Here is a 25,807-nt window from a genome sequence, read left to right on the forward strand (position 1 = left end):
GATCCCCATATCCCGGAGCCGCAGCCGCTCCGCCACCAACCGAGCCACGGAGGACATGCAATGACCGATGACGCCACCACAGGGATACTCGCCGCGGTCGGTAACCTGCTGCCGACCTTGAGCAAGCGCGCCCGCGACACCGAAGAGGCCCGGCGGATACCGCCCGAATCCCTCACCGAGCTGACCGCCACCGGATTCTTCGGTCTGCTCCGGCCCGAACGGCATGCCGGGTACCAAGCGCATCCGGCCCACTTCTACACCGCGGTCACCGACCTGGCCTCGGCCTGCGGTTCCACCGGATGGGTGGCCGCGGTGCTCGGTGTCTCCCAGTGGAATCTGGCGCTGTTCGACCTCCGGGCCCAGGACGACGTCTGGAGTGCCGGCCCCGATACCGCGATCTGCTCCTCGTACGCCATGACCGGCACCGCTGTTCCCGTCGAGGGCGGCTACCGGCTCCGCGGCAGCTGGGGTTTCGCGTCCGGATGTGACCACGCCCGGTGGGCACTGCTGGGCGCGCGGGTGATCGTCGACGGGGAACCGGTGGATTCGGGTACTTTCCTCGTGCCCGCCGACGACTACACCATCACCGATGTGTGGCAGGCCGTCGGACTGCGTGGCACCGGAAGCAACGATATCGTCGTCGACGATATCTTCGTGCCCGCCCACCGGATGCTCGGCTCCGACGCAGTCACCGCGTGCCGCACACCCGGACAGCAGTTCAACGGCGGCCCGCTGTACCGGATCCCGTTCGGCTGCCTGCACACCAGCGCTATCACCGCAGCCGTCGTGGGCATGGCCCGGGGCGGTTACCGGGCCCATCTCCAACAGCAGCACGACCGCGTCCGCGCCGCGCTGCCCGGTGATGCGCGTAAGGACACCGGTTACACCGGTGACGCCTTCCGGGACGATCCCGCCACCTTGGAACGAATCGCTTTCGCCGCCACCGAGATCGACGCGGCCTGGCGGCAACTGACACACAATATCGACGATCTACACCGGCTGGCGGCGGCGGAGCGACCGATCGGACCACGTGAGCGGCTCCGGCTTCGCCGCGATCAGGTTCGCGGCACCGAACGTGCCGTGGCCGCGATCGACCGGCTGTTCGAGAACTCCGGTGGTCGCGCGCTGCGACCCGACAGTACAGTCCAGCGCTTCTGGCGTGATGTGCATGCCGGACGCGCGCACGCGGCCAACGACCCCGAACGCGTCTATCGGATGTTCGCCGCGTCCGAGCTGGCCGCGCTGTCCGAGGCGCGAAGCTGGTGACCGAACAGCTGATCTCCGTGCTCACTCGGCACCCCTGGGTGGGTTCGGCGCGGTGGGACCGGCAGCACGGTGCTCTGATGGTCCGCCCGACCGCGGACGCAGTGTCCGTGCGACCGGCTCCCGGGGCCCTGGTCACCGAGTATCTCGAGCACTGGCGACATGTCTATGAATTCGTGTATTCGTCCGACGAGCTCCGGCACGGCGACGACCTCGACCTCTCGGGCTGGCGGGCCTCCGATACCGGTGCGCCGTTCCCCCGTGAACACATGCTCGAATGGATCGAGCACGCCGTCGGACTCGTGCGTCGCGGGAACCCGCGGTTCGTTCTCGAAATCGGCTGCGGCAGCGGACTCCTGGCACACCGCCTACGCACGTTCACCCGAAGCTATGTGGGACTCGACCCCGCCGGACCGGTCGTGCAGCGGTTACGCGCGCGGCAGCTACCGAACGTATCGGTAGTGCAGGCCGCCGCGCACCACCTCACCGACGTCCGAGTGACAGCCGTGGTAGAGCAGCTGGCTCCGCACGGCCGACCGGATTGTGTACTCCTCAACAGCGTCACCCAATGCTTCCCCGACGAGCGCTATCTCACCGCGGTGCTCGACGACGCGCTCGACCTGGTGGCACCTGGAGGCACCGTCGTCATCGGCGATATCCGCAACCTCGCCACCGCCTACGATTTCGCCCGATGGCTGGAGCAGGCCCGCGGTCCCGGTCGCAGCGCCGAGGAGATCGACCGGTGCGCGGTGGCGCGCGTGGAGGCCGACGAGGAATTACTCTGTGATCCCCGGATCTTCGCCGGCCTCGCCCGCCGGCATCCGCGATCGGTGCGCGCCACCTATTACGCCAAGCCCATGCGAGCCGATACCGAACTCACCCGGTATCGGTACGACGTGGTGTTGACCGTCGACGCGCCCTCGCCGGCACCGGCCCGGAAGATCCGGTGGGGTGATCTGCCCGCCCGCGACACCGCCGGGCGGCTCCGCGCGCTCGCCGATTCGGTACAACGGGAAGCGACCCTGGTCACCGGTATTCCGAACGCGCTGCTCGACCACGAATCCGCAGAAGCTGTCGAACCGGCCCGGGTCGCGGCGGTGCTCCCGGCCCGCTACGCGTTACTCCTGGACTCCGCCGACGGGCGCGTGCTCGCGGTCGGCCGCCCCGAACACCAGCCGGACCCGACCGCCTGGCCCGACCGTCCGCCGCACGCGGTCTGCAACGACCCGTTCACCCGATATCTGCGACGCAGGATGCCGGAAGTGCTCACCGACTACCTCGAATTACTGACCACCCCGCAGTCGCTCCCGCCCATTGCTGTCGTCCAGGAGTTCTCCGCCGCATGACCACCATCACGCCTTCGAGCTATCTCACCGAACTTCGGTCCGCCTGCCGAGGCGCCGTCCTGACATCGGGTGAACCGGGCTACGACCGGGCCAGGCAGCGATGGAACTCGGCGATCGACCAACGACCGGCAGCGGTCGTTCAATGCACCCGGGTACCGGACGTCCGGGCCGCTGTCACCATTGCGCAGCACCACAGCTTACCCGTCTCGGTACGTGGCGGCGGACACGAAGTCGCGCAGCATCCCGCCGCCGACGGCTCCCTGCTGCTGGACCTTTCGGGCCTGAAAACCGTCACCATCGACCCGTCCACCCGGAGAGCAGTCGTCGGGGCGGGTGTGACGTGGGCCGAATTCGACCGTGTCTGCCATCGGCACGGGCTGGCGGTGACCGGAGCCGACGTGTCCACGGTCGGCGTGGTCGGCTCCACGCTCTGCGGGGGCAGCGGCTGGCTCCAGCGCATCGCCGGATTCACATGCGACAGTGTTCGCTCCGCGCAGGTCGTGCTGGCCGACGGACGCCTCGTGCATACGAGCGGCGACCACCACCCGGACCTGCTGTGGGCGCTTCGTGGTGGCGGGGGCAATTTCGGTGTCGTGGTCGCGCTCGAGCTCGAGCTCTACCCGATCCGAGAGGTGCGCGCGGGCACACTACTGTTCCGGCTCGACCGAGGACCCGGTGTCTTCCGAACATTCCGGGAGCTGTGCGCCGAGGCGTCCGACGAAATGGCGCTGCGTGCCACTCTCCTGCACTGGCCACCCACCGCCCCGAAGGGGCCGCCTATGGCCGCGGTCACCGTCGCCCACTTCGGCGCCCCCGACCGAGCGCAATCGGAACTGACAGCGTTGCGTCGATTGGGCGAGCCGGAACTCGATCTCATCCGCCCGGTGACCTATCCGGAGCTGCAAAGCAACACCGAACAAGCGTTCCACGAAGGACACGGCACCGCGACCGGCACCGAGTGGCTCCGCGCATTCGACGATGATGCCGTCGACGCGCTCGTCGATCTCGCGGCGCGGATGCCGACTCCGTACTCGCTGGTCTCGGTCCATCGACTCGGCGGAGCCCTGCAGCGGATGCCGCCGGATGCGACCGCGTTCGGCTACCACGACGCCGCCTACCATGCGGTCATGTTCTCCGGTGGCCCCGCCGGGACCGACCTCACCGTTTCCCGCGCCTGGATCGCCGAGGTGGTGGACGGACTGCAAGGATGCTCCGCGGGTGGACCCTATATCGGAATCCTCGACGACACCGCCACACCCGAGCGTGTGCGCCGTGCCTACCACCCCGCGTCCTATGCCCGGTTGCAGCGGGTGAAGACTCGCTACGATCCCGGAAACACGTTCCGGTGCAATCACAACATCCCACCGCTGATCGAGGCACTGTGACCGGCGACGAGACGCTCGCCATCGCGCGGCGCGCCGACGAGTCGGTCGCGTATTTCGATGCCCGCCAGTGCCTCGCCGCCCGCGCGGACCTCGATCTGTTCGGGTTACGGGCCATGGCAGCAGTACTGCGCCCCGCGCTGTCGGGGCCGCAGCCACGCACCGAGGAAGACCTGGTCGCCATGCTGGAGGTCGCGCCGCGGCACCGTTGGTTGCTGCGGCGCTGGCTCGTCCTGCTCAGCACGCACGGATGGCTGGAACACGAGGAGAACAGGGGATTCGCCTCGTTGCGGGCGATACCTACCCCTCAGCGATCGCAGCTCGAGCGGGTCTGCGCCGATCTCGGCTTCCCCGCACAGCTCACACGGTTCTTCGTCGACGCCAATCGGCATGCGCGCGAGCTGCTGCAAGACCGGGTGCTGGCACAGGAACTGTTGTTTCCCGACGGCGACCTCCGCACGGCGGAGGCGGCGTACCGGGACAATCCGGTGAATCAGTACCTCAACGCCGCGGCCGCCGGGGTGATCACACGAGCGGTGGACGAACTCTCCGGCGATCGTCACCCGGTACGGATCCTCGAACTCGGCGCCGGGGTCGGCGGCACCACCGCGGATCTCCTTCCGCATCTCGACGGCCGCCCGGTCGAATACCACTTCACCGATGTGTCGTCGTTCTTCCTGGACGCCGCCCGCACTCGTTTCGCGCATCACCCAGGGCTGCGGTTCGCCTTGTTGGACCTCAATGCTGATCTCCCACGGCCCCGATCCTTCGATATCGTGCTGGCCGCCAATGTGCTGCACAATGCCCACCACTGCCGAGCTGCCCTGCACCGACTCCGCGAATTGCTCCGGCCCGGCGGACATCTACTGGTGATCGAGTCCTGCCGGGAACACCCCCAACTGCTCACCTCGATGCACTTCCTGATGTCACCGCGCACCGGGGGACTACGCCCCGGTGTCGACGATGTGCGCGCGGGCTCCGACCGCATCTTCTTGACCGAATCCCAATGGCGGGCCGAACTCGTCGCCGCCGATCTCGCGCCCTGGCTCATACTGCCCGGGCCGGAGCAGCCGCTGGCCGTGCACGGCCAGCGGATCTTCGCCGCCCGGACACCACACTGACCCGAGGATTGCTCGCCATGCGCTCTCACCCCACCGTCGGTCACCGATACACCGCCACAGATCACTACGAAGTGGGTCGTGAGAAGATCCGCGACTTCGCCCGCGCTGTCCAGGATTTCCATCCGGTCCACTGGGAGGACACCGCGGCCCGCGCCCTCGGCCATCCCGGGCTGCTCGCGCCGATCACCTTCGCCTCCGCGGTCACCTTCCCGGCGCATCGGAAGCTCATGCGCGCGGCGCTCGACGGCTACGACCCCGCGCACCTTCTCCACGTCGAACAGGAGATTCACAGTAGCCGCCCGGTCACGGCAGGCGACCGGTTGAGGCACGACATCACGGTGGATTCCCGCCGGTCCACACCGGCAGGCGGTGAACTCATCGCTCTCACCACCACCATCCACGATGACACCGGAGCTCTCGTGCAAACCGTGCACACCACCCTCGCCGGCCGCGACCACGGCAGTTCACTGACCGCGGAAACGCTCGCCATGCTGGAGCTTCCCGGACCGGAGACCATCCGGACCCCGCCGGCCCCGGAAGCGATCGACGTCCGGACGCGAGGAAGTGTCCGGCGCACCGCCGTGCTCGACCTCCGCCAGGGGCAGGAGTTCGCGCCGAGAACAGTGCGACTCACGCGCGGTGAACTCGTCCACTATGCGGGCGTCTCCGGCGATATCAATCCCATCCACTGGCACGATGCCGCCGCTCGGCATGCGGGCCTGGAAGCCGTCGCCGCGCACGGAATGCTGACCATGGGACTCGGTGCGGCCTGTTTGACCGAGTGGCTGGGTAGGGCGGACCGCGTTGTCGCCTACTACGTCCAATTCGCCAGACCGGTCGTACTCGCGGCGCATCGGCCTGCAGACGTCACATTTCGAGCGGTGGTCCGGTCCATCGATCCGGTCGCGATGCGTGCCACCATCTCGCTGACTGCTCACCACTCCGATACACCCGCCTTCGGTACTGCTTCGGCGACCGTCGGGTTTGTGTGACGAACACCGTCTGCGGTGCGACCTGTAGGCTCCCCGGCCGAGCCATCGGCTCGCCGTGCGTATCAACTGTTATCGCTCTGACCCGCTCTTTCCGGTCGGTAACCGGCCCCGGACAGGGTGAGCATCATCCAGAACGCGGAGCGTTTCGCGGTGGTTGGGCCGGAGCCGGGTCGTGCTCACATCGTCCGGAGGCCTTCGGTTGCCGGACCGTAGGGAACCGGGTCCTTTCGTTCGAAATATGCTTTGGTCTCGCGGTATACCAGTGGTGACAGGATCAGGAGGCCGATGAGGTTCGGCAATGCCATCAGGCCGTTGGCGACATCGGAGAATGTCCAGACTGTGGTCAGCTCGGTGGTGGCGCCCACGTAGACGACCGCGATGAACAGGATTCGGTACGGCAGCACCAGCGTGTTGCCGAACAGGAATTCGATACACCGGTCGCCGTAGTAGGACCACCCCAGGACCGTCGAGAAGGCGAAGAAGATGATGCTGACGGTCACGATGACGCTGCCCCAAGTACCCGGCAGGGCGTCGGCGAACGCTGCGGCGGTGAAGGTCGCCGCAGCGGCATCGGATTTCCACACTCCGGTGACCACGATCACCAGGCCGGTGAAGGAGACCACGACAAGGGTGTCGATGAAGGTCTGGGTCATCGATACCAGCGCTTGGCGTACTGGGTGGGTGGTCGAGGCCGCGGCGGCAGCGATACCGCCGGTGCCGAGGCCGGATTCGTTGGAGAAGATCCCCCGCGCCACACCGTACTGAATAGCCGCGGCAACGCCGGCGCCCACGAAACCACCGGTGGCCGCCGTTCCGGTGAAGGCATCGGTGAGGATCTCACCGACGGCGGCGGGTAGATCGTCGAACCGCAGGATCAGAACCGCGAGGGCGCCCAGGATGTACAGCACGATCATCACCGGCACGAAGATGCTGGCCACCCGGCCGATTCCCTTGATTCCACCCAGGATGACCGCCGCGGCCAGAGCGGTGATGATCAGCCCGGTGAGCCAGGTGGGCAGGCCCCATTCCGACGCGACATTGAGCGCCACCGTATTCGCCTGGGTCATATTGCCGATACCGAACGAGGCGATGACGCCGGCCACTGCGAAGAAACCACCGAGGAACATCCCGAGCGGCCCCTTGATACCGCGCCGCAGATAATGCATCGGCCCGCCGGCCTGCCTACCGGCGGCGTCGGTGCGTCGGAAACGGACACCGAGGAACGCTTCGCTGTATTTGGTGGCCATACCGACCAGGCCGGTCAGCCACATCCAGAACACCGCACCGGGTCCGCCCAAGGAGATCGCGGTGGCCACACCGGCGATATTGCCGACGCCGACAGTGGCCGCAAGCGCGGTGGACAGTGCCTGATAGTGCGAGATATCGCCTTCGGCGTCGGTATCGGTGCGTTCGACAAAACCCAGCCGGAACGCGAGTACGAACCGCCGGAATTGCAGCCCCCGCAGCAAGACCGTCAAATACAATCCGGTCAGCAGGAGCAGGGGAATCAGTAGCCAGGGACCCCAGATGAAGTCACTGGCGCTGCTGAGCACATCGCCCATAAGAAACAACCGCCTCATCGATACAGACCATGGCCGGCACGCGCCACGGTCGTGTGTCACCGGCCATTCGCCGATGGCTCGATCATTCTCGCCTATGGGAACCGGATGTGCATGACGACCCCCGTTTCACAAATGGCCACGGCGGTATGGCAACCGCACCGACGGTGAGTATCTTGCCGTCGCAAGCCTGATCCTTGCGTCGCGGCGACCCGGCTGCCCGTGCCGCTTGCCTGCTGATCAACGACCTGGCGGTGTTGCTACTGCCCGCATATCGGCGCTGTCCTCGGTGTCGATATTCATGGAGGCGGGAATGCGACCGTGGGGTGCCGAAGTGCTGTCGATCTACCGTGCGGGGCTGGAGACTCTGTGACCCCGTTGTCTGCTACCCGGGATCGAGGTACCCATGTCTGTTTCTTCCGTTCTTCCCGCTCCGGTCGCCGAGACCTTGGCCGGCATCGCTTCCCAGGCGCTGCGCACGCGTCAGCTGATGCGAGCCCCGGCTCATGTCTATCGGGCGCCTGCGCAACCTCTCTTCACCGTGCGCGCAGGCATGACCGCAATCGCGGTACCCGCGGAGAGTGAATGGAGGTGGTCGGCGAAAGCGTTGTCACCGTGCAGGAGCGCTCCCATGGTCGAATTCGCCCGACCCGCTCCGGGCCGGATTGCCGACCAGACTTCCCGGCGCACCACAGGTAAAGATGCCGTACCGGGCGGTCGAGCGCAACCCCAGTGCCCGGCCGTGCTACCACCACTTCCTCGGGCGTTCGCGTATTCCCATGAGGGAGAGGGATTTACCAGCTACCGGGCCATTGTCTATCGTACCGTCATTCAACGGCATAGTTTTGGGTTGTTTGTCGCATTCATTGCCTGTTGTCGCCGGGTATCGGCGGTTCGCTACGACGGAAGTAGGTGAGTATGTCACCGGAAGTTATCGGGTTCGCACTGCTGTTGCTGGGCGTGATGATGTTGATCGCGAAGATCATTCGAGTGAAGTGGAAGCTTGCGCAGAAGCTGTTCATTCCGAGTTCGATCATCGGTGGCGCGCTGGCACTGTTGATCGGGCCGGATGTATTCGGCCGGATCGCTTCACTGTTCGGTACCGAGCGATTCGCTGAATCGGGCCTGATGACGCCGGAGATCATCGATGTGTGGAAAACCCTGCCGGGACTGTTGATCTCGCTGGTGTTCGCCGGTCTGCTGATGGGACACAAGCTGCCCTCGCCGCGCGAGGCGTTCCGGGTGGCGGGTCCGCAGATCACCTTCGGTATCACAGTGGCCAGCGGCCAGTACGTGTTCGGGTTGCTGCTGGCGATTCTGGTGCTGGGCCCGGTGTTCGGGTTGCCCGCGATGGCGGGCACCTTGATCGAGATCGGCTTCGAAGGCGGTCACGGTACCGCGGCGGGGATGGCCGGAACATTCGAAGAGTTCGACTTCCCCGAGGGACAGGACCTTGCGCTCGGTCTGGCCACGGTCGGGATCCTGTCGGGGATCGTCTGCGGGATCGCGTTGATCAACTGGGGTGTGCGCAGCGGTAAGACCACCGAGTTGCGCACCGACGCCACCCCGTCGGTGGCCGAGCGAGCGGGGCTGGTGGAAAAAGAGCGCCGCCGTTCCGCGGGCACGCTGACCGTCAACCCGTCCTCGATCGAACCCCTTACCCTGCACTTCGGGTTGCTGGCAGTGGCGGTGTTGATCGGCTGGCTCATGCTGAGCGGACTGCAGTGGGTCGAGCAGAAACTGTGGGCCGACAGCCTGGAACTGTTCGCGCATGTGCCACTGTTCCCGATCGCGATGATCGGCGGCATCATCGTGCAGGCCTTGATCCAGGCGTTCGACCGCGAGGAGATCGTCGACGTGCAGATGATCGAGCGGTTGCAGGGTTTCAGTCTCGATGTGCTGGTCATCGCCGCGCTGGGTACCTTGTCGCTGACAGCGATCGCGGCGAATATGGGCCCGTTCATCCTGCTCGCGGTCACCGGTCTTGTCTGGACAGTGGGTGCGTTCGTGTTCCTCGCCCGGCGGATGCTGCCCGACTTCTGGTTCGAACGCGGTATCGCCGATGTCGGTCAGGCGATGGGCGTGACTTCCACCGGTCTGATTCTGCTGCGAGTGGTGGACCCGGATCTGAAGACACCGGCCTACCAGGCATTCGGCTACAAGCAGCTGATCATGGAGCCGTTCTTCGGTGGTGGACTGGTGACCGCGGGCGTTATTCCGATCATCGCCAATTTCGGGGTCGGATGGTTGTTCGCCGGGATGCTCGCGCTGTTCGTGGGCGCACTCGCCGCCGGCCTGCTGTATTTCGGTCGCCGCCCTGTCTCCACTTCTACGTCGGAGCCGGCCACGGTCTCACCGTGACATTCGCGGTAGCGGTATGACCCGGCGCGCGCGACGGGCGCCGGGGCATACCTCTTCTGTGTACACCGCCGCTGCCCGGACACAACTGTGCGGTGACTCGCGACTGCACCGAGGCCCGGCGTCAGATGTGCCCGGACGACTCGTCGACGAGGTTCACGACTCCGGCCGGATCGTCGTCGAGGGCCAGGTGTCCGCAGTCCGGCAGTATGCGCAGATGGGTTCCGAGCCGGTCATGGACGGCGCGTTCGAGACGACGGGGCGGTAAGAAGATGTCATCGGCGCCGGTGGCCACCAGGCAGGGTGTCGAGCGGCAGCTGTCGAGTAGCGCGGGGGCCAGTGGGGCCGGCGCCAGCGTGGTGCGGCAATAGCGGGCGACCAGGGGCATCCAATCGACCAGATGCGGTGCGACACCTCGGGTAGGGCCTGTCATCAGTTGCAGAAGGCGGATCGCGTGGTCTCGGGACGGGGCTGCCGGCCAGGTAACGGTTGCCGCGAGCAGGCAGGGCGGTACCGCCAGGCGGGTAAGCCCTGCCGGCGCTATCAGTACCCCAACCCGATCACCTCACCACTGGGTGCGTTGACATAAACCGAAACCATTCGCCGGCCCTTTCTCGTATGCCGCGGGTATCGAGGGGCTGTCCGGCTTCTCAGGGGCCCTGCTGGTAGACATCGGGGATGCCGTCGTGATTGTCGTCTCTGGATTCCTCTTCGGCGATGCGGCGGTAGACACGGTTGCGTGCCCGCAGCACGAGCGTGGCCAGCAGCGCCGCGGTCAGGGTGCCGACGAGGATCCCGATACGGACGTGGTCTTCCCGAAGCGGCTGATCGGCGAATGCCAGCTCCCCGATCAGCAGCGACACGGTGAACCCGATTCCGCCGAGCAACGCCACTCCGGTGACATCGATCCAGCTCAGTTCGGAATCCAGTTCGGCGCGGGTGAGTTTCGCGGTCAGGAAGGTCGTGAGCAGAATCCCGAGCGCTTTGCCTGCCACCAGGCCCACGACGATGCCGAGCGTGACCCGGTCGTTGAGTGAATCCACGATTCCGCTGAGCCCGCCGATGGTGACCCCGGCAGCGAAGAAGGCGAACACCGGCACCGCGAAGCCGGCGGTGAACGGTCGTATCCGGTGTTCGAACACCTCGGCCACCCCTGGCTCGTGCGCCGACGGGTCGCCGACACCTGAGCGGTTGGTGAGAACGGGCACGGCGAAGCCAAGAAGCACTCCGGCGACAGTGGCGTGCACCCCGGATTGATGCACCAGCCACCAGGTCGCTACAGCCAGCGGTATCAGCACCCACATCGAACGGATTCGGCGCTGGACCGCAATGGTGAACGCGGCGAGAGGGAGCACGGCCAGGGCCAGATAGGGCAGACGCAGTTCGTCGGTGTAGAAGATCGCGATCACCGTCACCGCGAGCAGGTCGTCGACCACGGCGAGAGTGAGCAGGAACGTCCGTAATGCGGTGGGTAGATGGGAACTGACGACCGCGAGGACAGCGAGGGCGAAGGCGATATCGGTCGCGGTGGGGATCGCCCAGCCCTGTAGGGCATCGTCGTTGCCGAGATTGAACGCGAGGAAGATCAGAGCCGGGCCGACCATCCCGCCGACGGCTGCCACCACCGGCAGTGCCGCGCGGCGGGGGTCGCGCAGGTCTCCGGCCACGAACTCGCGTTTGAGCTCCAGGCCGACGACGAAGAAGAACACCGCCAGCAGCCCGTCGGCGGCCCATGTCTCCAGCGAGAGCCTCAGGTGCAGGCCGGCCGGGCCGACCTCGAAGGCACGCAGCGCCTCGTAAGCGTTCGACCAGGGGGTATTGGCCCAGATGAGACCGAGGGCCGCTGCGACGATCAGTAACGCGCCCCCGGCGGTCTCGGTGCGCAGGATCGCGGTGATCCGCCGGGTCTCCGGCCAGGAACCCCGAGCGAACAACGAGGGGCGGGGTCGGGGTGAACTCATCAGCGCGTGTCATCTTCCGTCGGCATCGACCCCGGCCCATGCTCGGACCAGGTACGCCGACCAGACTTCCCGGCTCTCCTACCGTAAAGATGCCGTATAGACCGCTGGAAACGCAAACCGCGCGGCCACCGCCCCGGTCATTCGTTCCTGCGGTACGGGGCCGCTGCTCCCGCCTGCCCGTTACGGTGATGTTGATGCATTCGGGGAGGGCTGTTCGGTGGTGTACCGCTTACGCCAGCGGTCGATGAGGGAACCAGTTCGTGGAGCATGAAGGTGGAGAAGTAAGGCGAGTGTGTAGGCAGTGATGATCCACTGCGGCCGAGGTCGCCGAATTGTAGGTCGAGCTGGGCGGCAGGCATCGCGATATGCACGATCGTGCCGTCCGGAGTCACTATCGGCTGGGGCGATGGCGACGAATCCGAGAGCCAGCCACTTCCGCTGGATCGGCGCGGCCGGGGAGGCATTGTGCGCGGCCGGCCCGCAAGTCAGGGCCAGGAACGCCATGCGGCCGCAGTGCCTACCTCCAGCGCGGGCAGGGGCCGTGCTTCGGCATTCGGGTCGAAGCCGTGCCGCCGGCCACGGGGCCGGAACCAACCGAAGATGCTGCTCGCAGGTGGCTCGATGTACTCCTGCGGCTCAGCCGAGTCGGCGATGTCGGAGCGGTGCCGAATACATCCCCGGCGTAAGCTGACCGGCGACCTGCCCCACTCGGACGACGCCCGATCAGGGAGCGCCATGTGTCGTTTGTTCGGATTGTCGGCCGCACCGCGGCGGGTACGAGCCACATTCTGGTTGCTGGACGCGCCGGACAGCCTGTCGGAACAGAGTCGGCGCATGCCCGATGGTGTCGGGCTGGGCACCTTCACTGCGGACGGGTCCACGCGGGTGGAGAAGCAACCGATCGCCGCGTACGAGGATAGGCAGTTCGCCCGTGAGGCGCGGGAACGGGAATCGGCGACGTTCGTGGCGCATATCCGCTACGCGTCTACCGGCGGTCTGGAACTACGCAATACCCACCCCTTCGAACAACACGGCCGGCTGTTCGCCCACAACGGTGTGCTGCAAGGCCTCGACGAACTGGATGCAGAGCTCGGTGACTACGGCGATCTTGTGCACGGCGATACCGACTCCGAACGGTTCTTCGCGCTCATCACACAGCGCACCGATCGGCACGACGGCGACGTCACGGCAGGCATCGCCGATGCCGTCCGCTGGATCGCGGACCAGGTGCCCGTCTATGCCCTGAATATGGTATTAACCACCGACTCCGGTCTGTGGGCGCTGCGCTATCCGGACACCCACGACCTGTTCGTGCTGGAGCGCGCGGCAGGCGGACCGCACGGCGGACGCCACCTCGATCACGCGGGCCGAGCGGGAATCCGTACCCGTAGCGCCGAGTTGGCAGCTTTTCCCGCGGTGGTCGTGGCCAGCGAGCGCACGGACGAGGATCCGGGGTGGCGATCGTTGGCGTCGGGAGAGTTACTGCACGTCGACGGCCATAACCGCATCCAGGTGACGACGATTTCGGACAAACCGCCACGCCATCCGCTGACGCTCGCGCAGCTCGATGGGACGGCGGCCGCTTCGCAAAGGGGACGGTGAACCGTCCTGCACTCCCATGGCCGTCCCCGAACGATGCGGGTTGCGGACGCTCGTTGCGGCAGTACCGCCAGCAGGAGATCGCCCCGGCAACGCCGGCCGTGCCTTCGAATGCGGTGATGGCGTCGGGGGAGCGGTCAGTCGCGGTAGACACCGACGGAGGGAAACTCGCGGGAAACGTGATAGCCGGCGACGACTCCTGTCTGCACTATTGCCAGCTGTCCTTTCGACACAGCGAATCTTTCTATGCCAGGAGTGCGCGACGTAGAATTCGCCGGTGTCAACAGCAGGGTCGGGTCGTTTTCGTGCACGCGATGTCGACCGTGTCGAAATAGCGGCCCGGCTGGACGCGGCCTATGCCGAGGGCCAGCTGGGCGCGACGGAATACCACGACCGTATTGCCCGGTGCCGTGCCGCGAAAACGCTTGGTGAACTCGCCGGATTGGTGGCCGACCTCCAGGGCTCGTCCACTGCCGGACCTCCTGTAGCGCGGTCGGCGCCGCGTGGATATCCGCCGGGCGTCCGGGCGCGTACCGCCGACCGCCGGGCCACCGCCGAACTACTGGACCGGGCCTACGCCGAGGGCCAGCTGACCGAGGACGAGTATCGCGCGGCCGCGGAGCTGCTCACCGAGGCCATCACCCTGGGTGATCTCACCGATATCACCGCCGACCTCCAGGCTCCGCCGCATACTCCTGTCGAGCCCCACCCGGCCGGTGGCGCTCGGTCCGGTCGTTACTTCGCCGTCCTCACCGCCGCCGCGCTGGCGGTGGCGTTCGGCGCGTACACGCTCGTCGGCCGCGAAGCCGAGTCTGCTGTAGCGACGCAACCGCCGCCCGCCGCGGCCCCGGTGCCCGCGCCGGCCCCGGCGCCGGAGGAGCTCGAGCCTCTGGTCTTCACCCCGCCGGATCTGGTCACCGGTGCGGGACTGGCCCAGTTCATCACCGAGTACCGGGCGCGTTTCGGCGATACGGTGGCCGACGAAGTGTGGCTGCATCCCGAGCACGGTGATGTGAAGCGGGCCGTCCCCGGGCAGCCGAACCGGCTGCTCGCCTACGACTATCGGGGCGGTTTCCGGCAGTCCGACGATCCGACCACCCGCACGGCCGACACTCCGACCGTGGACCTGGGGGCTCTGAACACCGAGGTGATCGGTCGCGTGCTGGTCGATGCCCCGGCGATCGTGCGGGTCCCCGACGGCGTGGTCACCCATATGGGTTACGAGATCCACACCTTCCCTCCATACGACGGAATGCCCGCGCTCAGTATTTATGTCCGCAATTCGTTCGACGAGAGCGGGCGGCTACTGGTCGGTCCGGCCGGCGATGTGCTGCGGGTCTGGTCGTTCGAGGGATGAGGATCGGGTAATGGCGAGGAAAGAGCAGGTCAGGGCGCGCGACCGTGATCGCGTCGAGGTCTGCGCAATCCTGGACGCGGCGCTCGCGGACGGACAACTGCGCACCGACGAGCACACCGCCCGCACCCGGTCGGCGATGCGGGCGAAATTCACCTCCGACCTGAGCGCCCTCATCCGTGACCTCCAGACTCCCGGCAACCCGGCAGATGCCCCGGTGCTCAGGGACAACCACCGGTGGCGGCGCTGGAAGCTCCCGGTGGCGGTACTTGCCGCGGCCGCCGTGCTCGGAATCGGGGTCGGTGTCATCGCGCGCGACGATCCGGCACCCGCTGCCGTCACCGTCACCCACCGCGAACCGGAGTCCCCGCCGCTGCCGAATCTACTCACCACCGACGGGCTGGGGTTCTTCATAGACGCCTATCGCCGAGAATTCGGCGATACGATCGTCGATACGGCCACGGTCTACCCGGACTTCCTGCTGGTCCAGCGGCTGGACAACGGCAGACCCCGGAACTTTCGTTTCACCGCGGGCGGGTTCGACGAGGTGGGTGTACCGGTACCCAGCTACGCCGAGGGGCGACCGATCGACCTGGCCGATATCGACCTCACGACCATGGCCGCCGTACTGGCGGGCGCACCGGCCACGGTGCGCCTGGAACAGGGAGAAGTCGAACATCTCGGAATCGGTTTCGAACTGATCGCACCGGTCGACGCCGGACCCGTGGTCGGCATCTACGTCGAGGACCCCACGGGCCGGACCGGCCATCTGTCCCTCTCGTTCGACGGCGCACCTCTGGAAGTGTTCCCCGCGTAGAACTCGGGGTCGCCATGACGGTCCCTTCGAACGGCCGCCTGCGGCCACGCATGTAGATGCCATCGACCGGGCTGCCCGGCCGATCGCGGTCGGTGCGCCCCACACCGTTCACCGCCCGCACCGAGAGCAGTTGAGAGTGGCCCGGTACCGGCCGGGCTCGCTGTCTCAGTGCAGGACTCCGTAGTTTCCGGCGATGGTGAACCCGTGTTCGAGGATTTCGCAGGTGACCGTGCCTTGGAAGCCGACGCCGCAGGTGGTGTAACCCAGGGAGGTCTTGCGCCCCTCCGGCAGGACTTTTGCTCCGCCCGGATACGTGAACGTGGGCGAATCGGAGGTGACGTACCGGGCCATTTCGTCGCCGGAAACGCGTACCTGATTCGTGCCTGCGGGCGCATCGGCCGGCACGGCGTCGCATCCGGACAATCCGTCGAGATAAATCGCGCAGTGGCGTCCGTCCGGGGTGCGGAAGAACACCGTCGCATCGTGGTCCGCACTCCGGACGAGGTATTCGGAGTTGTCGACTGCTGTCAGTTCGTCCAGCACCTCGGCATCGGCGGGTCCTGCGGTCGATGCCACCGTCGCGGTGGTGAGTAGTGCGATCGTCGAGATCGCGAAGAGTCGAGCACGATTGGGCACAGGGGAACCTCCTGATCGGTAACGGACAACTCCAGCGGGCCGGTCAGCAGTTCGATCCGTCCATACGTGATCGCGATCCCGCAATCGACGGTCGGCTCAAGCATGCGCAGACCGATCGGCCCATGTGCTCGGCCAAGCCTGTCGAGCTGGTCGGCCCGACACACTGTACGCGTGAGTCACAACATCGGAATATGCGGGAATCGTATGCCGCTGTGTACTGGTTTTCGGTCGGTTCGACGCGTTTCGTCTGGCGAGCGATCAGATCCAGCGGGGCCACCACGGACGATAGTTGTCGGAGCGGCGTGCGACCTCCTGGTGTCATAGCCTCGGCCGGAGAAGGACGGTATGGCCGACATCGCCGAAGATTGTTGGCTGTCGGACCGACTGTGGTGTATCGGAATCGGCTCGGTGGCAAGCTGTTACGGGTGACCGGGATGGAGACCGCAGCTGTACGCGTGCTTCCAGGATTGATCAGACCTGCGGTATGGCTCTATCGGCGCTGGCGGCCGGAGAAGCACTCGCGTGCGTTGGCGCAGCGCGCCGACGACCTCGCTTCGGCGGTGGGCAGGGCCGAGGACAAGCTGCAGCAGGAGCTGCGCGCGAAGCCGGGCTCGTTCATGCCCGTGACGTTCACCGCTGCCGACCACGCGCAGCCCGGGGAGGTGATCGACTCGGCCGAGGTCGATGACATCTCCCACTACTTCGACCTGCTCGACCAACCGCGGCGGATGGTCGTGCTCGGCGATCCGGGCGCCGGCAAGACAGTGGCCGCCACTTACCTCGTCGGTGGTCTGATCCAACGCCGCCGCGAACTCGACCCCGAGTCCCGCCGTGCCGCCGAACCGGTACCGGTGCGGCTCAACACCGCCGGATGGGACGGTGGACAGGAGTTCTCCACTTGGCTGGTGAGCCGCCTGAAGCTCGACCACCAGCTGCCGAGCATCCTGGGCGCCGAGATGGTCAGGGCCGGGATGATCCTGCCCCTGCTCGACGGCCTCGACGAAATGGACGACGAGACCACCGACGGGAAACGCGCCCGAGCGCTGCTGGACCGGCTCAACGAACGCGAATGGGCACACCGTCCCGTGGTGGTGCTGTGCCGGAGCATCGAATTCGACCACCTCGAACAGGCCGGGAGCGATAACGGCTTGCACGGCGCGGTCACGGTCACCCTCGCCCCGCTTTCCAGTGGTCAGCCCGCCGACTACCTCACCAGCTATCAGCACCGGATCGGCGCCACCCACCCCGCATGGGACAAGATCAATACCCACCTGCGCGAACACGCCGATCCCGAGCGCGCCGACAGCCCTCTGGCCGTGACTCTGCGCAACCCGTGGATGCTCGGCCTGACCGCCCACACCCTGCACCGCGACCCGACCACCGCTGCCGCACTGCTCGACTGCCCTACCCCCGAGGCTGTGCGCGACAGGCTGTTCGCCGCCCAGATCCCCGCGGCGATCGCCGGCACCGACGACACCGAGCGCTTTCGCGACTACACCCCCGACAATGTCGAGAAATGGCTGCGCACCCTTGCTCGGCATCTCGAACACCGCCGCGACACCGGGCGCAACGGCACCGCCATCCGCCTCGACGAAATCTGGGAAATCGCCGGCACGGCCCACATCCGACTCCTCCACGCCCTGGCCATCACACTCACAACCGGGCTCGCGCTCGGTCTCCCGGCCGGAGCCGCGTTCGGGATCACGTTCGGGCTGAAGGCCGGGGCCGCGTTCGGGATCACGTTCGGGCTCATATCCGAGGCTCAGAGAACTCCCGCAGCGGACAGCATTGCGTGGAAAGTGCCCACCCGCTCCCGATGGCGCGGCGGGTTCGTAATGGGGTTCAAGGCCGGGATCCCGATCGGAGTCACGGTCGGGCTCATGCTCGGGGTCACGGTCGGGCTCATGCTCGGGCTCGCGTCCGGGCTGATATTCGGGTTCGTGGGCGGGCTCAGCACCACTGCCGAGGATCGGCTGGCTATGGGGATCGATGAACGGCGGCTGATTCTCAACGATCTGCAATCAGCGCTCTTCCACGGTGCCGCGTTCGGGCTCGCGATCGGGTTCGCGCTCGGGTTCGCGCTCGGGCCCGCGGTCGGGTTGGCGGTCGGGTTCGCGGTCGGCCTCGCGGGCGGATCCGGGTTCGGGCTCGCGAGTGGACGGTTCTTCCTGGCCGTGCTTGCGTTCAAGTTCACTGCAGACTTCCCGGACCGCCCTGCTGCCTTCCTCGACTGGGCCCGTAACAGCGGCCTGCTCCGCGTCAACGCCACCGCCTACCAATTCCGACACCAGACCTACCAGCAGTGGATCCTCCACCCCCGACAGGACAGCCCCGACACCGCATCGCTCAACCAGTGACGCATCCCGGTATCCCGCTCTCGACGTCCGGACCCGCTGTCGGCGGCGTGGTAGGACGGCCAGGCCGGAGGGAGCTGTCTGTTCAACCCCCTCCGGCCTGTCCGGACTAGCCCTTCATGGATCGAATAAACCTTGACAGCCGCCGGCCCCGGGCGGATGCCCTGGAAATCAAGAAACCCGCGGCGCGGTGCGGGGCTGTCCTGGGTGGACCCGCTGCCGATGGTGTTTCTTCGCGGGCGGTGTCGCCGGGAAGATCTTCCTCGCCATGGGGTCGGTGGTGAGGCCTTGGGCGACCAGGTCCGCGAGTACGCGGCGGTGGATCACTACTCGGGGCGTAATCGATGTAGGTGGTGGGTCTGCGGCGGGGATCTTCGACCCCTCCGGTGAGGCTGTCCAGTCTGGTCGTTTGAGGGATAAGATTTGAAGGGTGACTGAAGACGACGATGCGGCGTCGGTTTCCCAGGTGGAGATCGCGCATCGGATGGTCTGCGAGGTCGCGGTCGTGGCGGTAGGTGGGAAGGTCGATCACACGACCGCCCATCGGTTGGTGGAAGCGGTGAGTACGGGGTTGGACCGCACCCGCGGTGGATTCTGCGTCCTGGATCTGACCACTGTGGAATTTCTCGGCGGCCACGGCCTCAGCGCCATACTCAAAGCCGCCAGGGCTGCCGAGAACCGTCGGCAGCCGTTGCGGATCGCCGTCGACCACAACCGGCCCGTGGTTCGTCCGCTCGAGGTCACCGGGCTGGAGGAGTTTCTCGCGCTCTATCACAGCGTCGAGGAGGCGCTACAGGGCTGACCACCCGGTAGCTCCGGCCACCGACGGAGTCCTCTGCTGTGGTGGGCTTTGCACAGGGCGCGTGCTCGGCTGCTCGGGGTAGTGACGATACTGGGCCGGTGATCGAGAAGACGCTATGACCGACCAGCCGAACCCCAATCCCGCCCCGCAGCGTGTGGGGGGTTTCTGGTTCTATGCCGACGGGCAGCGCTGGGAGTGGTCCGACGAGGTCGCTGCCTTGCACGGGTATGGCCCCGGCGAGGTCGAACCCACCATCGAGTTGCTGTTGAAACATAAACACCCCGATGATCGGGATCAGGTCGCCGACGTGCTGTCGGCGGTCGTGGACGCCGGTCGGCCCTACTGTTCCCGGCACCGCATCCTCGACATCGACGGCGCCGAGCACCATGTCCTGGTGGTGAGCGATCAGATGCGTGACGGGTCCGGTGCCTCGATCGGCACCATGGGCTTCTACATCGATGTCTCCGACACCGCGGCCAGCATCCGCACCCAGGTGATCGACGAGACGATGCCCGAGATCGTCGAAGCACGCTCGGTGATCGAACAGGCCAAGGGCGCGGTGATGGCGATGTATGCGATCCCGCCCGAGAAAGCATTCGATGTGCTGGTGTGGCGGTCACAGGAAACCAACACCAAGCTGCGGGTCCTGGCCGAGAACCTCGTCACCGGCCTCACCGAGTTCGGTGGCGTGGCGGTGCAGACCCGCACCCGCTTCGACCACCTGCTGCTCACCGCACACGAACACCGGACTCGCTGATACCGCCCGCACGCGGGCCGCGTAAGAACCGGTGTGCACCGCTCCGCGCGGGGGTTAGGATCGGTTCAGGCGAAGTGGTTCGGACGTGCAGCTCGGCGCTTGGTCGGAGTGAGCCGGTAGGTCTACCCGACGAAGGGCGGACGCGCGGAAGGCTCGGCTATGGCTCGATACGCAGCGCTGTCGACACCGATATCGGCCCGATCCGGTCGGTCATGGGCCGCGGTATCCCACGCGCGCAGCCGAGATTCCTGGCCGGCGACCACCGATCGGGGCACCCTGATCCTGGCTTTGATCACCACGATGTTGCTGGCCGGTGCGGTCGCCGGTATATCGCACTCTCTGGTAGCTGTGATCAGGTCCGTCGCCCTGATCACCGCGGGTATAGCCGTGACGCTGGTCATCCTGCGGCTGAGCGCCACGCCCGGAGGCGGCACCACCCGGAATCCGCGTCGGCAGGCGATCGCGTTGGGTTCTCTGGGCCGGCGTGCCCCGAGCCGGATAAGTACCCGGTAACGTCATCCGAGGTGCAGGGAACACCGGTGCGAATCCGGGGCTGTCCCGCAACTGTCACCGGGGAGCGATCCGCCATATGTGGCCACGACCTACCCAGGTTGGAAGGCCGGCGGGGATGTGTTGATCCGGGAGCCAGGACACCTGCGCCTGCACTACCGGGTGACACCCCACGAGGATGGCGATGAACAACTCCACAACCGGCCGGCCTGTGCTCGGCCGCCGACGACTGCTGGCCGGCGCGGCCGGCATGTTCGGGCTCACCGCGGTCGGCCTCCCACTGCTCACCGGCTGTGGTACGGGCACCGGACCTTCCGGGCCCGCGTCCGGTCCACCGCAGCAGGGTGGCAGACTGCGCTCGCTGATCGCAGGGCGGTCGGCGACCTCCGACGCGCTGGACCCGCACGAGGCGGGCAGTTCGGCCGGCGGCGCGGTATCGAAGAACGTCTGGGACAAGCTGGTCGCCTACAACAACGACCTCACCCTGCGGTACCGCCTGGCCCGGGCACTGGAACCGAATGCCGACGGCAGCGTCTGGCGGATCGGTTTGCGGCCGGGTGTGGTGTTCAGCGACGGCACTCCGCTGACCTCCCGCGATGTATTGTGGAGCTTCGAGCGGATGCTCGATCCGGCGCGGGCCTCGGCCGGTGACCTGGCGATGGTCGATATGGCGCGCACCAAGGCGGACGGTGAGCTCGACATTCTCGTCGGCATGAAAACACCCATCGCGGATTTCGGGTCGGTGCTCGCGGGATGGTATTGCTACGTCGTCAAGGACGGCACCACGGAGTTCGACCAGCGGACTCTGCCGGTGGGCACCGGGCCGTTCGCGCTGGCCCACTGGTCCCCGGGCGACCGCACGCTGCTGCGCCGCAACGACCGTTATCGGGACGGACCCGCGCTGCTGGACGAGGTCGAGATCATCCAGATCGCCGAGACCGAGGCCCGGATGAACGCCTTCCTCTCCGGTGAGGGCGAAGTGGTGCACGAAATGAGCTACCTGCAGGCCCGGAGCCTGGAGAACGACCCCGCCGCGACGGTGTACGTTCCGCCCGAAGGGCTGATGGGGTGTCTCCAGATGCGCACCGATCTGGCTCCGTTCGACGATGTGCGGGTCCGGCAGGCGATGCGGCTGGCCGTGGACCGGGAGGCGATGGTCGATGCCGTCTACTACGGGTACGGCGAGGTCGGCAACGATCTCTACGGGAAAGGGGCGCCGTACTACAACGACACCCTGCCGCAGCGCAGCTACGACCCGCAACGTGCCCGGGAACTGCTGCGGGCCGCCGGGAAGGAAAACCTCGAGGTCACCCTCGTCACCGCCGATGCCACGCCGGGAATGGTGGAGTCGGCGACCCTCTACGCCGAGCAGGCCAAGGCCGCGGGGATCACCATCAGGCTCGAATCCGCCCCCGCCGATACCTACTTCTCCCAGGTCTCCGGTAAACGGGCGCTGACCCATGTGGGTTGGTGGAACTACAGCCTCGACTATTTCTACGGGCAGACCGGTACCAGTAGCTCGCCGAGCAACAGCACGGCCTGGCGGCGGCCCGCGTGGGACGCGAAATTCGCCCGGGCCCGAGCCGCCATGAACCCCGACCGGCGCCGCGAACTGTACTTCGAACTACAGGACGAGCTGTGGCGGGAGGGCGGTCTCATCCTGCACAGCTTCGCCAAACGGCCCGACGCCGCCCGTAACACGGTGGGCGGGATGCGCGCCGGGGTCCCGGGCACCGACGATTGGGCGAACTACGCCACCACCTGGCTGACTTCGCAGGAGTGACGCGTGCTGCGGTATTTCGTCGGCCGTGTCGGTGCCGGGGTGGGCGTCCTGGCCATGGTCGCTGTGCTGGTCTTCGGTCTGTTCGAACTGCTGGATTCGGATGCGGCGGTCGTCATGCTGTCGCGGCAGGGTGCGGGCGATCCGTCCCCGGAACAGCTGGCGGCGTTGCGCGCGGAGCTCGGGTTGGATCGGCCGGCGCCGGTCCGGTTCGCCGAATGGGTCGCCGGTTTTCTGCGCGGCGACCTCGGTGATTCGCTGATCTCGGGTCGTCCGGTCGCCGAGGTGCTGTTCGACCGGCTGTGCAACAGCGGCGCGCTGGCTGCGCTGACCATCGTGCTGCTGATTCCATTCGCGCTGGGACTCGGACTGCTGGCCGGCGCCCGCCCCGGATCGCGGACCGATCGCATCGTCAGCGCCGGCGCGCTCGCCGTCGAATCGGTGCCGCCGTTCATCACCGGTGTCCTGCTGGTGGCGACCGCCGCGCTATCGCTGCGCCTGCTGCCCGCGGTTTCCCTGGTACCCACCGGTAGCGGTGTCTGGGAACGTCCCGAGGTCCTGGTGCTGCCGGTGGTATGTCTGCTGCTGGGCCTGTCACCGCATCCCGCGCGGATCGTGCGGGCGCAGACCGCCGAGGTCATGGCCACCGAATACATCCGCACCGCACGTCTGAACGGAGTCGGCGGGTTCCGATTGGCGTGGCGGCATATCGCACCCAACGCCGTATCCGCCTCGATCCATCCGCTCGCCGGGTCGGTGGTGGGCCTGATCGGCGGTATCGCGGTCGTGGAAACCCTCTTCTCCTATCCCGGTGTATCCAAGGAACTGCTGATCGCGATCTCGGTGCGGGACTACCCGTTCGTCCAGTCCGCCGCGGTGCTGCTGGCGGCATTCGGGATCGCCGTCTATGTGCTCGCGGACCTGCTCGCCCTACTGATCAGCCCGCGGGCTCGAACACTGGTGGGGGCGGGGCGATGGTGAGGAAGACCGGGTGGGCGCTGGTTCTCCTCGGGATTCTGGGTGTGGTCGCGCTCGGACCGTTCTTCGCCCCGTATTCGCCCACGGCCTCGGTCGCGCGACCGTACCGTTCACCGGGTCCGGGGCATCTGCTCGGTACCGATGTCGTGGGCCGTGATGTTCTGTCCCGCCTATTGCACGGCGGCTGGTCGCTGGTCGCCATCTCGGCGATATCGCTGATCATCGCCTACGCGCTGGGCCTGGCACTGGGTCTGTCGGCAGGCCTGCGGCCACGCGCGGATCCATGGATCATGCGGCCGGTGGACGCGATCGTGATCATCCCGTGGTTCCTGGTGCTGGCGGTGACGGCCACCGCGCTCGGGCCGGGGGCGCCGGCCGTATTGCTGACCTCCGCGCTGGCCGCGGTGCCGTGGATCGCGCGGATCGTCCGCACCGCGGTGCACGATATCGCGAGTACGGGCTATGTGGAGTCGGCTCGGGCCCGGGGTGAACCGCTGTGGCGGATCGCCGTGGTCGAGATCCTGCCCAACCTGCGCGGGTTGCTACTGGCGGACGCCGGGGTGCGGCTGTCCGGGGTTATCTCGATCGTGGCGGTGGGTGGTTTCCTCGGACTCGGCCTGCGCCCGCCGGCGCCGGACTGGGCGCTGATGGTCACCGAGAATCGCCCGGGATTCGGTACGCAACCGTGGTCCGTACTCGCCCCGGCGTTGCTGATCATGGTGCTGGTGGTCTCGGTCAATATGCTCAGCGACCGGGTACTCGCTCCACCCCGCCGCCGGAACGCCACGGCCACACCGGCACCGGACGCCGGAGAAGGATTGCGGACCGAGCAGCTCACCGTCCGAACCGACGCCGGGCGTCTGCTGCTCGAGGATGTTTCGGTGTGCTTGGCCCCGGGGCGAGGGCTCGCGGTCATCGGACCGTCCGGGGCTGGGAAAACGACCTTCGTCTCGGCCGTGCTCGGCGCGCTGCCGCCCGGACTGTGGGCCTCGGGCACGGCCACCATCGGCCGGAGCGGGAGACACCAGCGGTCGGTCGGGTTCGTCCCGCAGGATCCGGCAACCGGGCTCAACCCGGCGCTGCGGATCGGCACCTCGATCGCCGAGATCATCCGGGCGAGCGGTGTCAAAGGGACCGGCGACGAGGTGACAGCCGCCCTGCGCCGCGTGGGCTTGCCCACCGACCGCGCGTTCCGACGCCGGTTCCCGCACGAGTTGTCCGGGGGCCAGCAGCAGCGAGTCCTGTTGGCCATGGCGATGATCGGCGATCCCGCGGTGGTGGTCCTGGACGAACCCACGACCGGACTCGACCGGCGTGCCCGCGCCGATCTCGTCGGGATGCTGGGCGCGGTACGCCGGGACGCGGCCACCGCATTCGTAATCGTCACACACGATCTACCCGGCATCACACCGCTCGTCGAGGATGTGCTCGAACTGGACGCCGGCCGGGTGATGTCGTACCGGCCGATACACAGCTCCGACAGCCGGGCACCGGCGGTCACGATGCGGAAACCGCAGCTCTGCGACCAGGAGCCGATTCTGCGGGTGGAAGCGCTCACGGTCGCGTACCGGTCGCGGACGGTCGTCGACGGTATTTCCTTCGACCTGGTGCCCGGTTCCTGCCTCGCGCTTACCGGGGTTTCCGGAGCGGGTAAGACCACCATGGCCCGGGCGGTGACCGGCCTGCACCCGGCAGCCGGCGGGACCATCCGACTGGGCGGGACAGTCCTGCCGCCCCGCATCGACGAACGCACGCGACCGCAGCGTCGCGCAGTGCAATTGATCCCGCAGAACCCCGCCACCGCGCTGAACCCGGCGCACCGCGTCGGCGCCCAGATCCGCCGGCCATTGACCCTGCTACGCGGAATGGGTTCCGCTACAGCCGAGCTCGAGGTGACCCGCCTGCTGACCGAGGTCGGCCTGGACCCGGACCTGGCCTCTCGCCGGCCCGGTGAACTCTCCGGCGGGCAACAGCAGCGGGCGGCTCTCGCCCGCGCCCTGGCCGCCGACCCACAGGTCCTGATCTGTGACGAGATCACCGCCTCACTCGACGCGAAGTCCCAGCAGACAGTGATCGACCTGCTCGACCGGCTACGCCGCAACGGGCCCGCACTCCTGGTCATCAGTCACCAGAGCACGGTATTGGACCAGCTGGCCGATGTCGTCCTCGATCTGGACGACCCGGACCCCACAGTGCGGGAGGTGAACGCGCATGCGGCCGGTTGATACCCATCCGGTC

At 67.1% G+C, this 25,807-nt stretch carries 20 protein-coding genes and 1 riboswitch; of the genes, 16 read left to right on the forward strand and 4 right to left on the reverse strand.

The features are described 5' to 3' along the window. The first annotated feature begins 60 nt into the window (after positions 1-60). From hsaA to ACQPYS_RS11320, 5 genes are read left to right on the forward strand one after another with little or no spacing between them, the layout of a single operon-like run. Positions 61-1,266, forward strand: a complete 1,206-nt coding sequence (gene hsaA / locus ACQPYS_RS11300; RefSeq protein ID WP_433492545.1) for a 3-hydroxy-9,10-secoandrosta-1,3,5(10)-triene-9,17-dione monooxygenase oxygenase subunit — start codon at positions 61-63, stop codon at positions 1,264-1,266. After that, entirely contained in the window at positions 1,263-2,609 is a 1,347-nt protein-coding gene (locus ACQPYS_RS11305; RefSeq protein ID WP_433492546.1) for a class I SAM-dependent methyltransferase, read from the forward strand. Before hsaA ends, ACQPYS_RS11305 begins: the two co-directional genes overlap by 4 nt. Next, positions 2,606-3,994 carry an FAD-binding oxidoreductase gene (locus tag ACQPYS_RS11310; RefSeq protein WP_433492547.1) on the forward strand — a complete coding sequence of 463 codons (1,389 nt, stop codon included), beginning with the start codon at positions 2,606-2,608 and terminating at the stop codon, positions 3,992-3,994. Before ACQPYS_RS11305 ends, ACQPYS_RS11310 begins: the two co-directional genes overlap by 4 nt. After that, complete coding sequence (locus ACQPYS_RS11315; RefSeq protein ID WP_433492548.1) at positions 3,991-5,112, forward strand: class I SAM-dependent methyltransferase; 1,122 nt, start codon at positions 3,991-3,993, stop codon at positions 5,110-5,112. The genes ACQPYS_RS11310 and ACQPYS_RS11315 overlap by 4 nt, the downstream gene beginning before the upstream one ends. Positions 5,113-5,129: 17 nt before the next feature. Then, positions 5,130-6,104, forward strand: coding sequence for a fused (3R)-hydroxyacyl-ACP dehydratase subunits HadA/HadB (locus ACQPYS_RS11320; protein ID WP_433492549.1), 975 nt, complete (start codon positions 5,130-5,132; stop codon positions 6,102-6,104). A gap of 176 nt (positions 6,105-6,280) precedes the next feature. Here the strand turns inward: ACQPYS_RS11320 and ACQPYS_RS11325 are convergent, their stop codons facing one another. Continuing rightward, the gene (locus ACQPYS_RS11325) at positions 6,281-7,666 is read right to left on the reverse strand and encodes an alanine/glycine:cation symporter family protein (protein WP_063036156.1); all 1,386 of its coding nucleotides are present in this window, start codon (positions 7,664-7,666) and stop codon (positions 6,281-6,283) included. Between the two features lie 915 nt (positions 7,667-8,581). On the opposite strand from ACQPYS_RS11325, the gene ACQPYS_RS11330 reads away from it, so the two are divergent. Further along, positions 8,582-10,024 carry a sodium/glutamate symporter gene (locus ACQPYS_RS11330; RefSeq protein ID WP_431939030.1) on the forward strand — a complete coding sequence of 481 codons (1,443 nt, stop codon included), beginning with the start codon at positions 8,582-8,584 and terminating at the stop codon, positions 10,022-10,024. A 121-nt stretch (positions 10,025-10,145) separates the two neighbouring features. On the opposite strand, the gene ACQPYS_RS11335 is transcribed toward ACQPYS_RS11330, so the two are convergent. Then, complete coding sequence (locus ACQPYS_RS11335) at positions 10,146-10,568, reverse strand: alpha/beta fold hydrolase (RefSeq protein ID WP_433493024.1); 423 nt, start codon at positions 10,566-10,568, stop codon at positions 10,146-10,148. 103 nt (positions 10,569-10,671) lie between these two features. After that, positions 10,672-11,982: a Na+/H+ antiporter NhaA gene (gene nhaA / locus ACQPYS_RS11340; protein WP_433492550.1), complete on the reverse strand. Its 1,311-nt coding sequence runs from the start codon at positions 11,980-11,982 to the stop codon at positions 10,672-10,674. A 735-nt stretch (positions 11,983-12,717) separates the two neighbouring features. Between nhaA and ACQPYS_RS11345 the strand changes: the two genes are divergently transcribed. From ACQPYS_RS11345 to ACQPYS_RS11355, 3 genes are all read left to right on the forward strand, one after another. Further along, the gene (locus tag ACQPYS_RS11345; RefSeq protein ID WP_431939123.1) at positions 12,718-13,584 is read left to right on the forward strand and encodes a class II glutamine amidotransferase; all 867 of its coding nucleotides are present in this window, start codon (positions 12,718-12,720) and stop codon (positions 13,582-13,584) included. Between the two features lie 274 nt (positions 13,585-13,858). Beyond that, a complete protein-coding gene (locus ACQPYS_RS11350; protein WP_433492551.1) occupies positions 13,859-14,938 on the forward strand; it encodes a DUF1707 SHOCT-like domain-containing protein in 1,080 nt (359 codons plus the stop codon). 10 nt (positions 14,939-14,948) lie between these two features. Beyond that, the gene (locus ACQPYS_RS11355) at positions 14,949-15,752 is read left to right on the forward strand and encodes a DUF1707 SHOCT-like domain-containing protein (RefSeq protein WP_433492552.1); all 804 of its coding nucleotides are present in this window, start codon (positions 14,949-14,951) and stop codon (positions 15,750-15,752) included. 165 nt (positions 15,753-15,917) lie between these two features. Here ACQPYS_RS11355 and ACQPYS_RS11360 read toward each other — a convergent pair whose 3' ends face one another. Continuing rightward, positions 15,918-16,388, reverse strand: coding sequence for a hypothetical protein (locus tag ACQPYS_RS11360; protein WP_431939026.1), 471 nt, complete (start codon positions 16,386-16,388; stop codon positions 15,918-15,920). A gap of 434 nt (positions 16,389-16,822) precedes the next feature. Between ACQPYS_RS11360 and ACQPYS_RS11365 the strand changes: the two genes are divergently transcribed. From ACQPYS_RS11365 to ACQPYS_RS11395, 7 genes are all read left to right on the forward strand, one after another. Continuing rightward, complete coding sequence (locus ACQPYS_RS11365) at positions 16,823-18,745, forward strand: hypothetical protein (RefSeq protein ID WP_431939025.1); 1,923 nt, start codon at positions 16,823-16,825, stop codon at positions 18,743-18,745. Positions 18,746-19,172: 427 nt separating this feature from the next. After that, the gene (locus ACQPYS_RS11370; RefSeq protein ID WP_433492553.1) at positions 19,173-19,544 is read left to right on the forward strand and encodes an anti-sigma factor antagonist; all 372 of its coding nucleotides are present in this window, start codon (positions 19,173-19,175) and stop codon (positions 19,542-19,544) included. A gap of 115 nt (positions 19,545-19,659) precedes the next feature. Further along, positions 19,660-20,301, forward strand: coding sequence for a PAS and ANTAR domain-containing protein (locus ACQPYS_RS11375; protein WP_431939023.1), 642 nt, complete (start codon positions 19,660-19,662; stop codon positions 20,299-20,301). A gap of 159 nt (positions 20,302-20,460) precedes the next feature. After that, a complete protein-coding gene (locus tag ACQPYS_RS11380) occupies positions 20,461-20,814 on the forward strand; it encodes a hypothetical protein (RefSeq protein ID WP_433492554.1) in 354 nt (117 codons plus the stop codon). Next, positions 20,785-20,974: riboswitch (cobalamin riboswitch) on the forward strand. Its footprint overlaps the gene before it by 30 nt. 21 nt (positions 20,975-20,995) lie before the next feature. Further along, a complete protein-coding gene (locus tag ACQPYS_RS11385; protein ID WP_433492555.1) occupies positions 20,996-22,594 on the forward strand; it encodes an ABC transporter substrate-binding protein in 1,599 nt (532 codons plus the stop codon). 3 nt (positions 22,595-22,597) lie between these two features. Further along, complete coding sequence (locus tag ACQPYS_RS11390) at positions 22,598-23,572, forward strand: ABC transporter permease (RefSeq protein WP_433492556.1); 975 nt, start codon at positions 22,598-22,600, stop codon at positions 23,570-23,572. Next, a complete protein-coding gene (locus tag ACQPYS_RS11395) occupies positions 23,566-25,794 on the forward strand; it encodes an ABC transporter ATP-binding protein/permease (RefSeq protein ID WP_433492557.1) in 2,229 nt (742 codons plus the stop codon). The genes ACQPYS_RS11390 and ACQPYS_RS11395 overlap by 7 nt, the downstream gene beginning before the upstream one ends. Positions 25,795-25,807: the final 13 nt, after the last annotated feature.

The organism is Nocardia grenadensis (assembly GCF_050942415.1).
Lineage (GTDB): Bacteria > Actinomycetota > Actinomycetes > Mycobacteriales > Mycobacteriaceae > Nocardia > Nocardia grenadensis.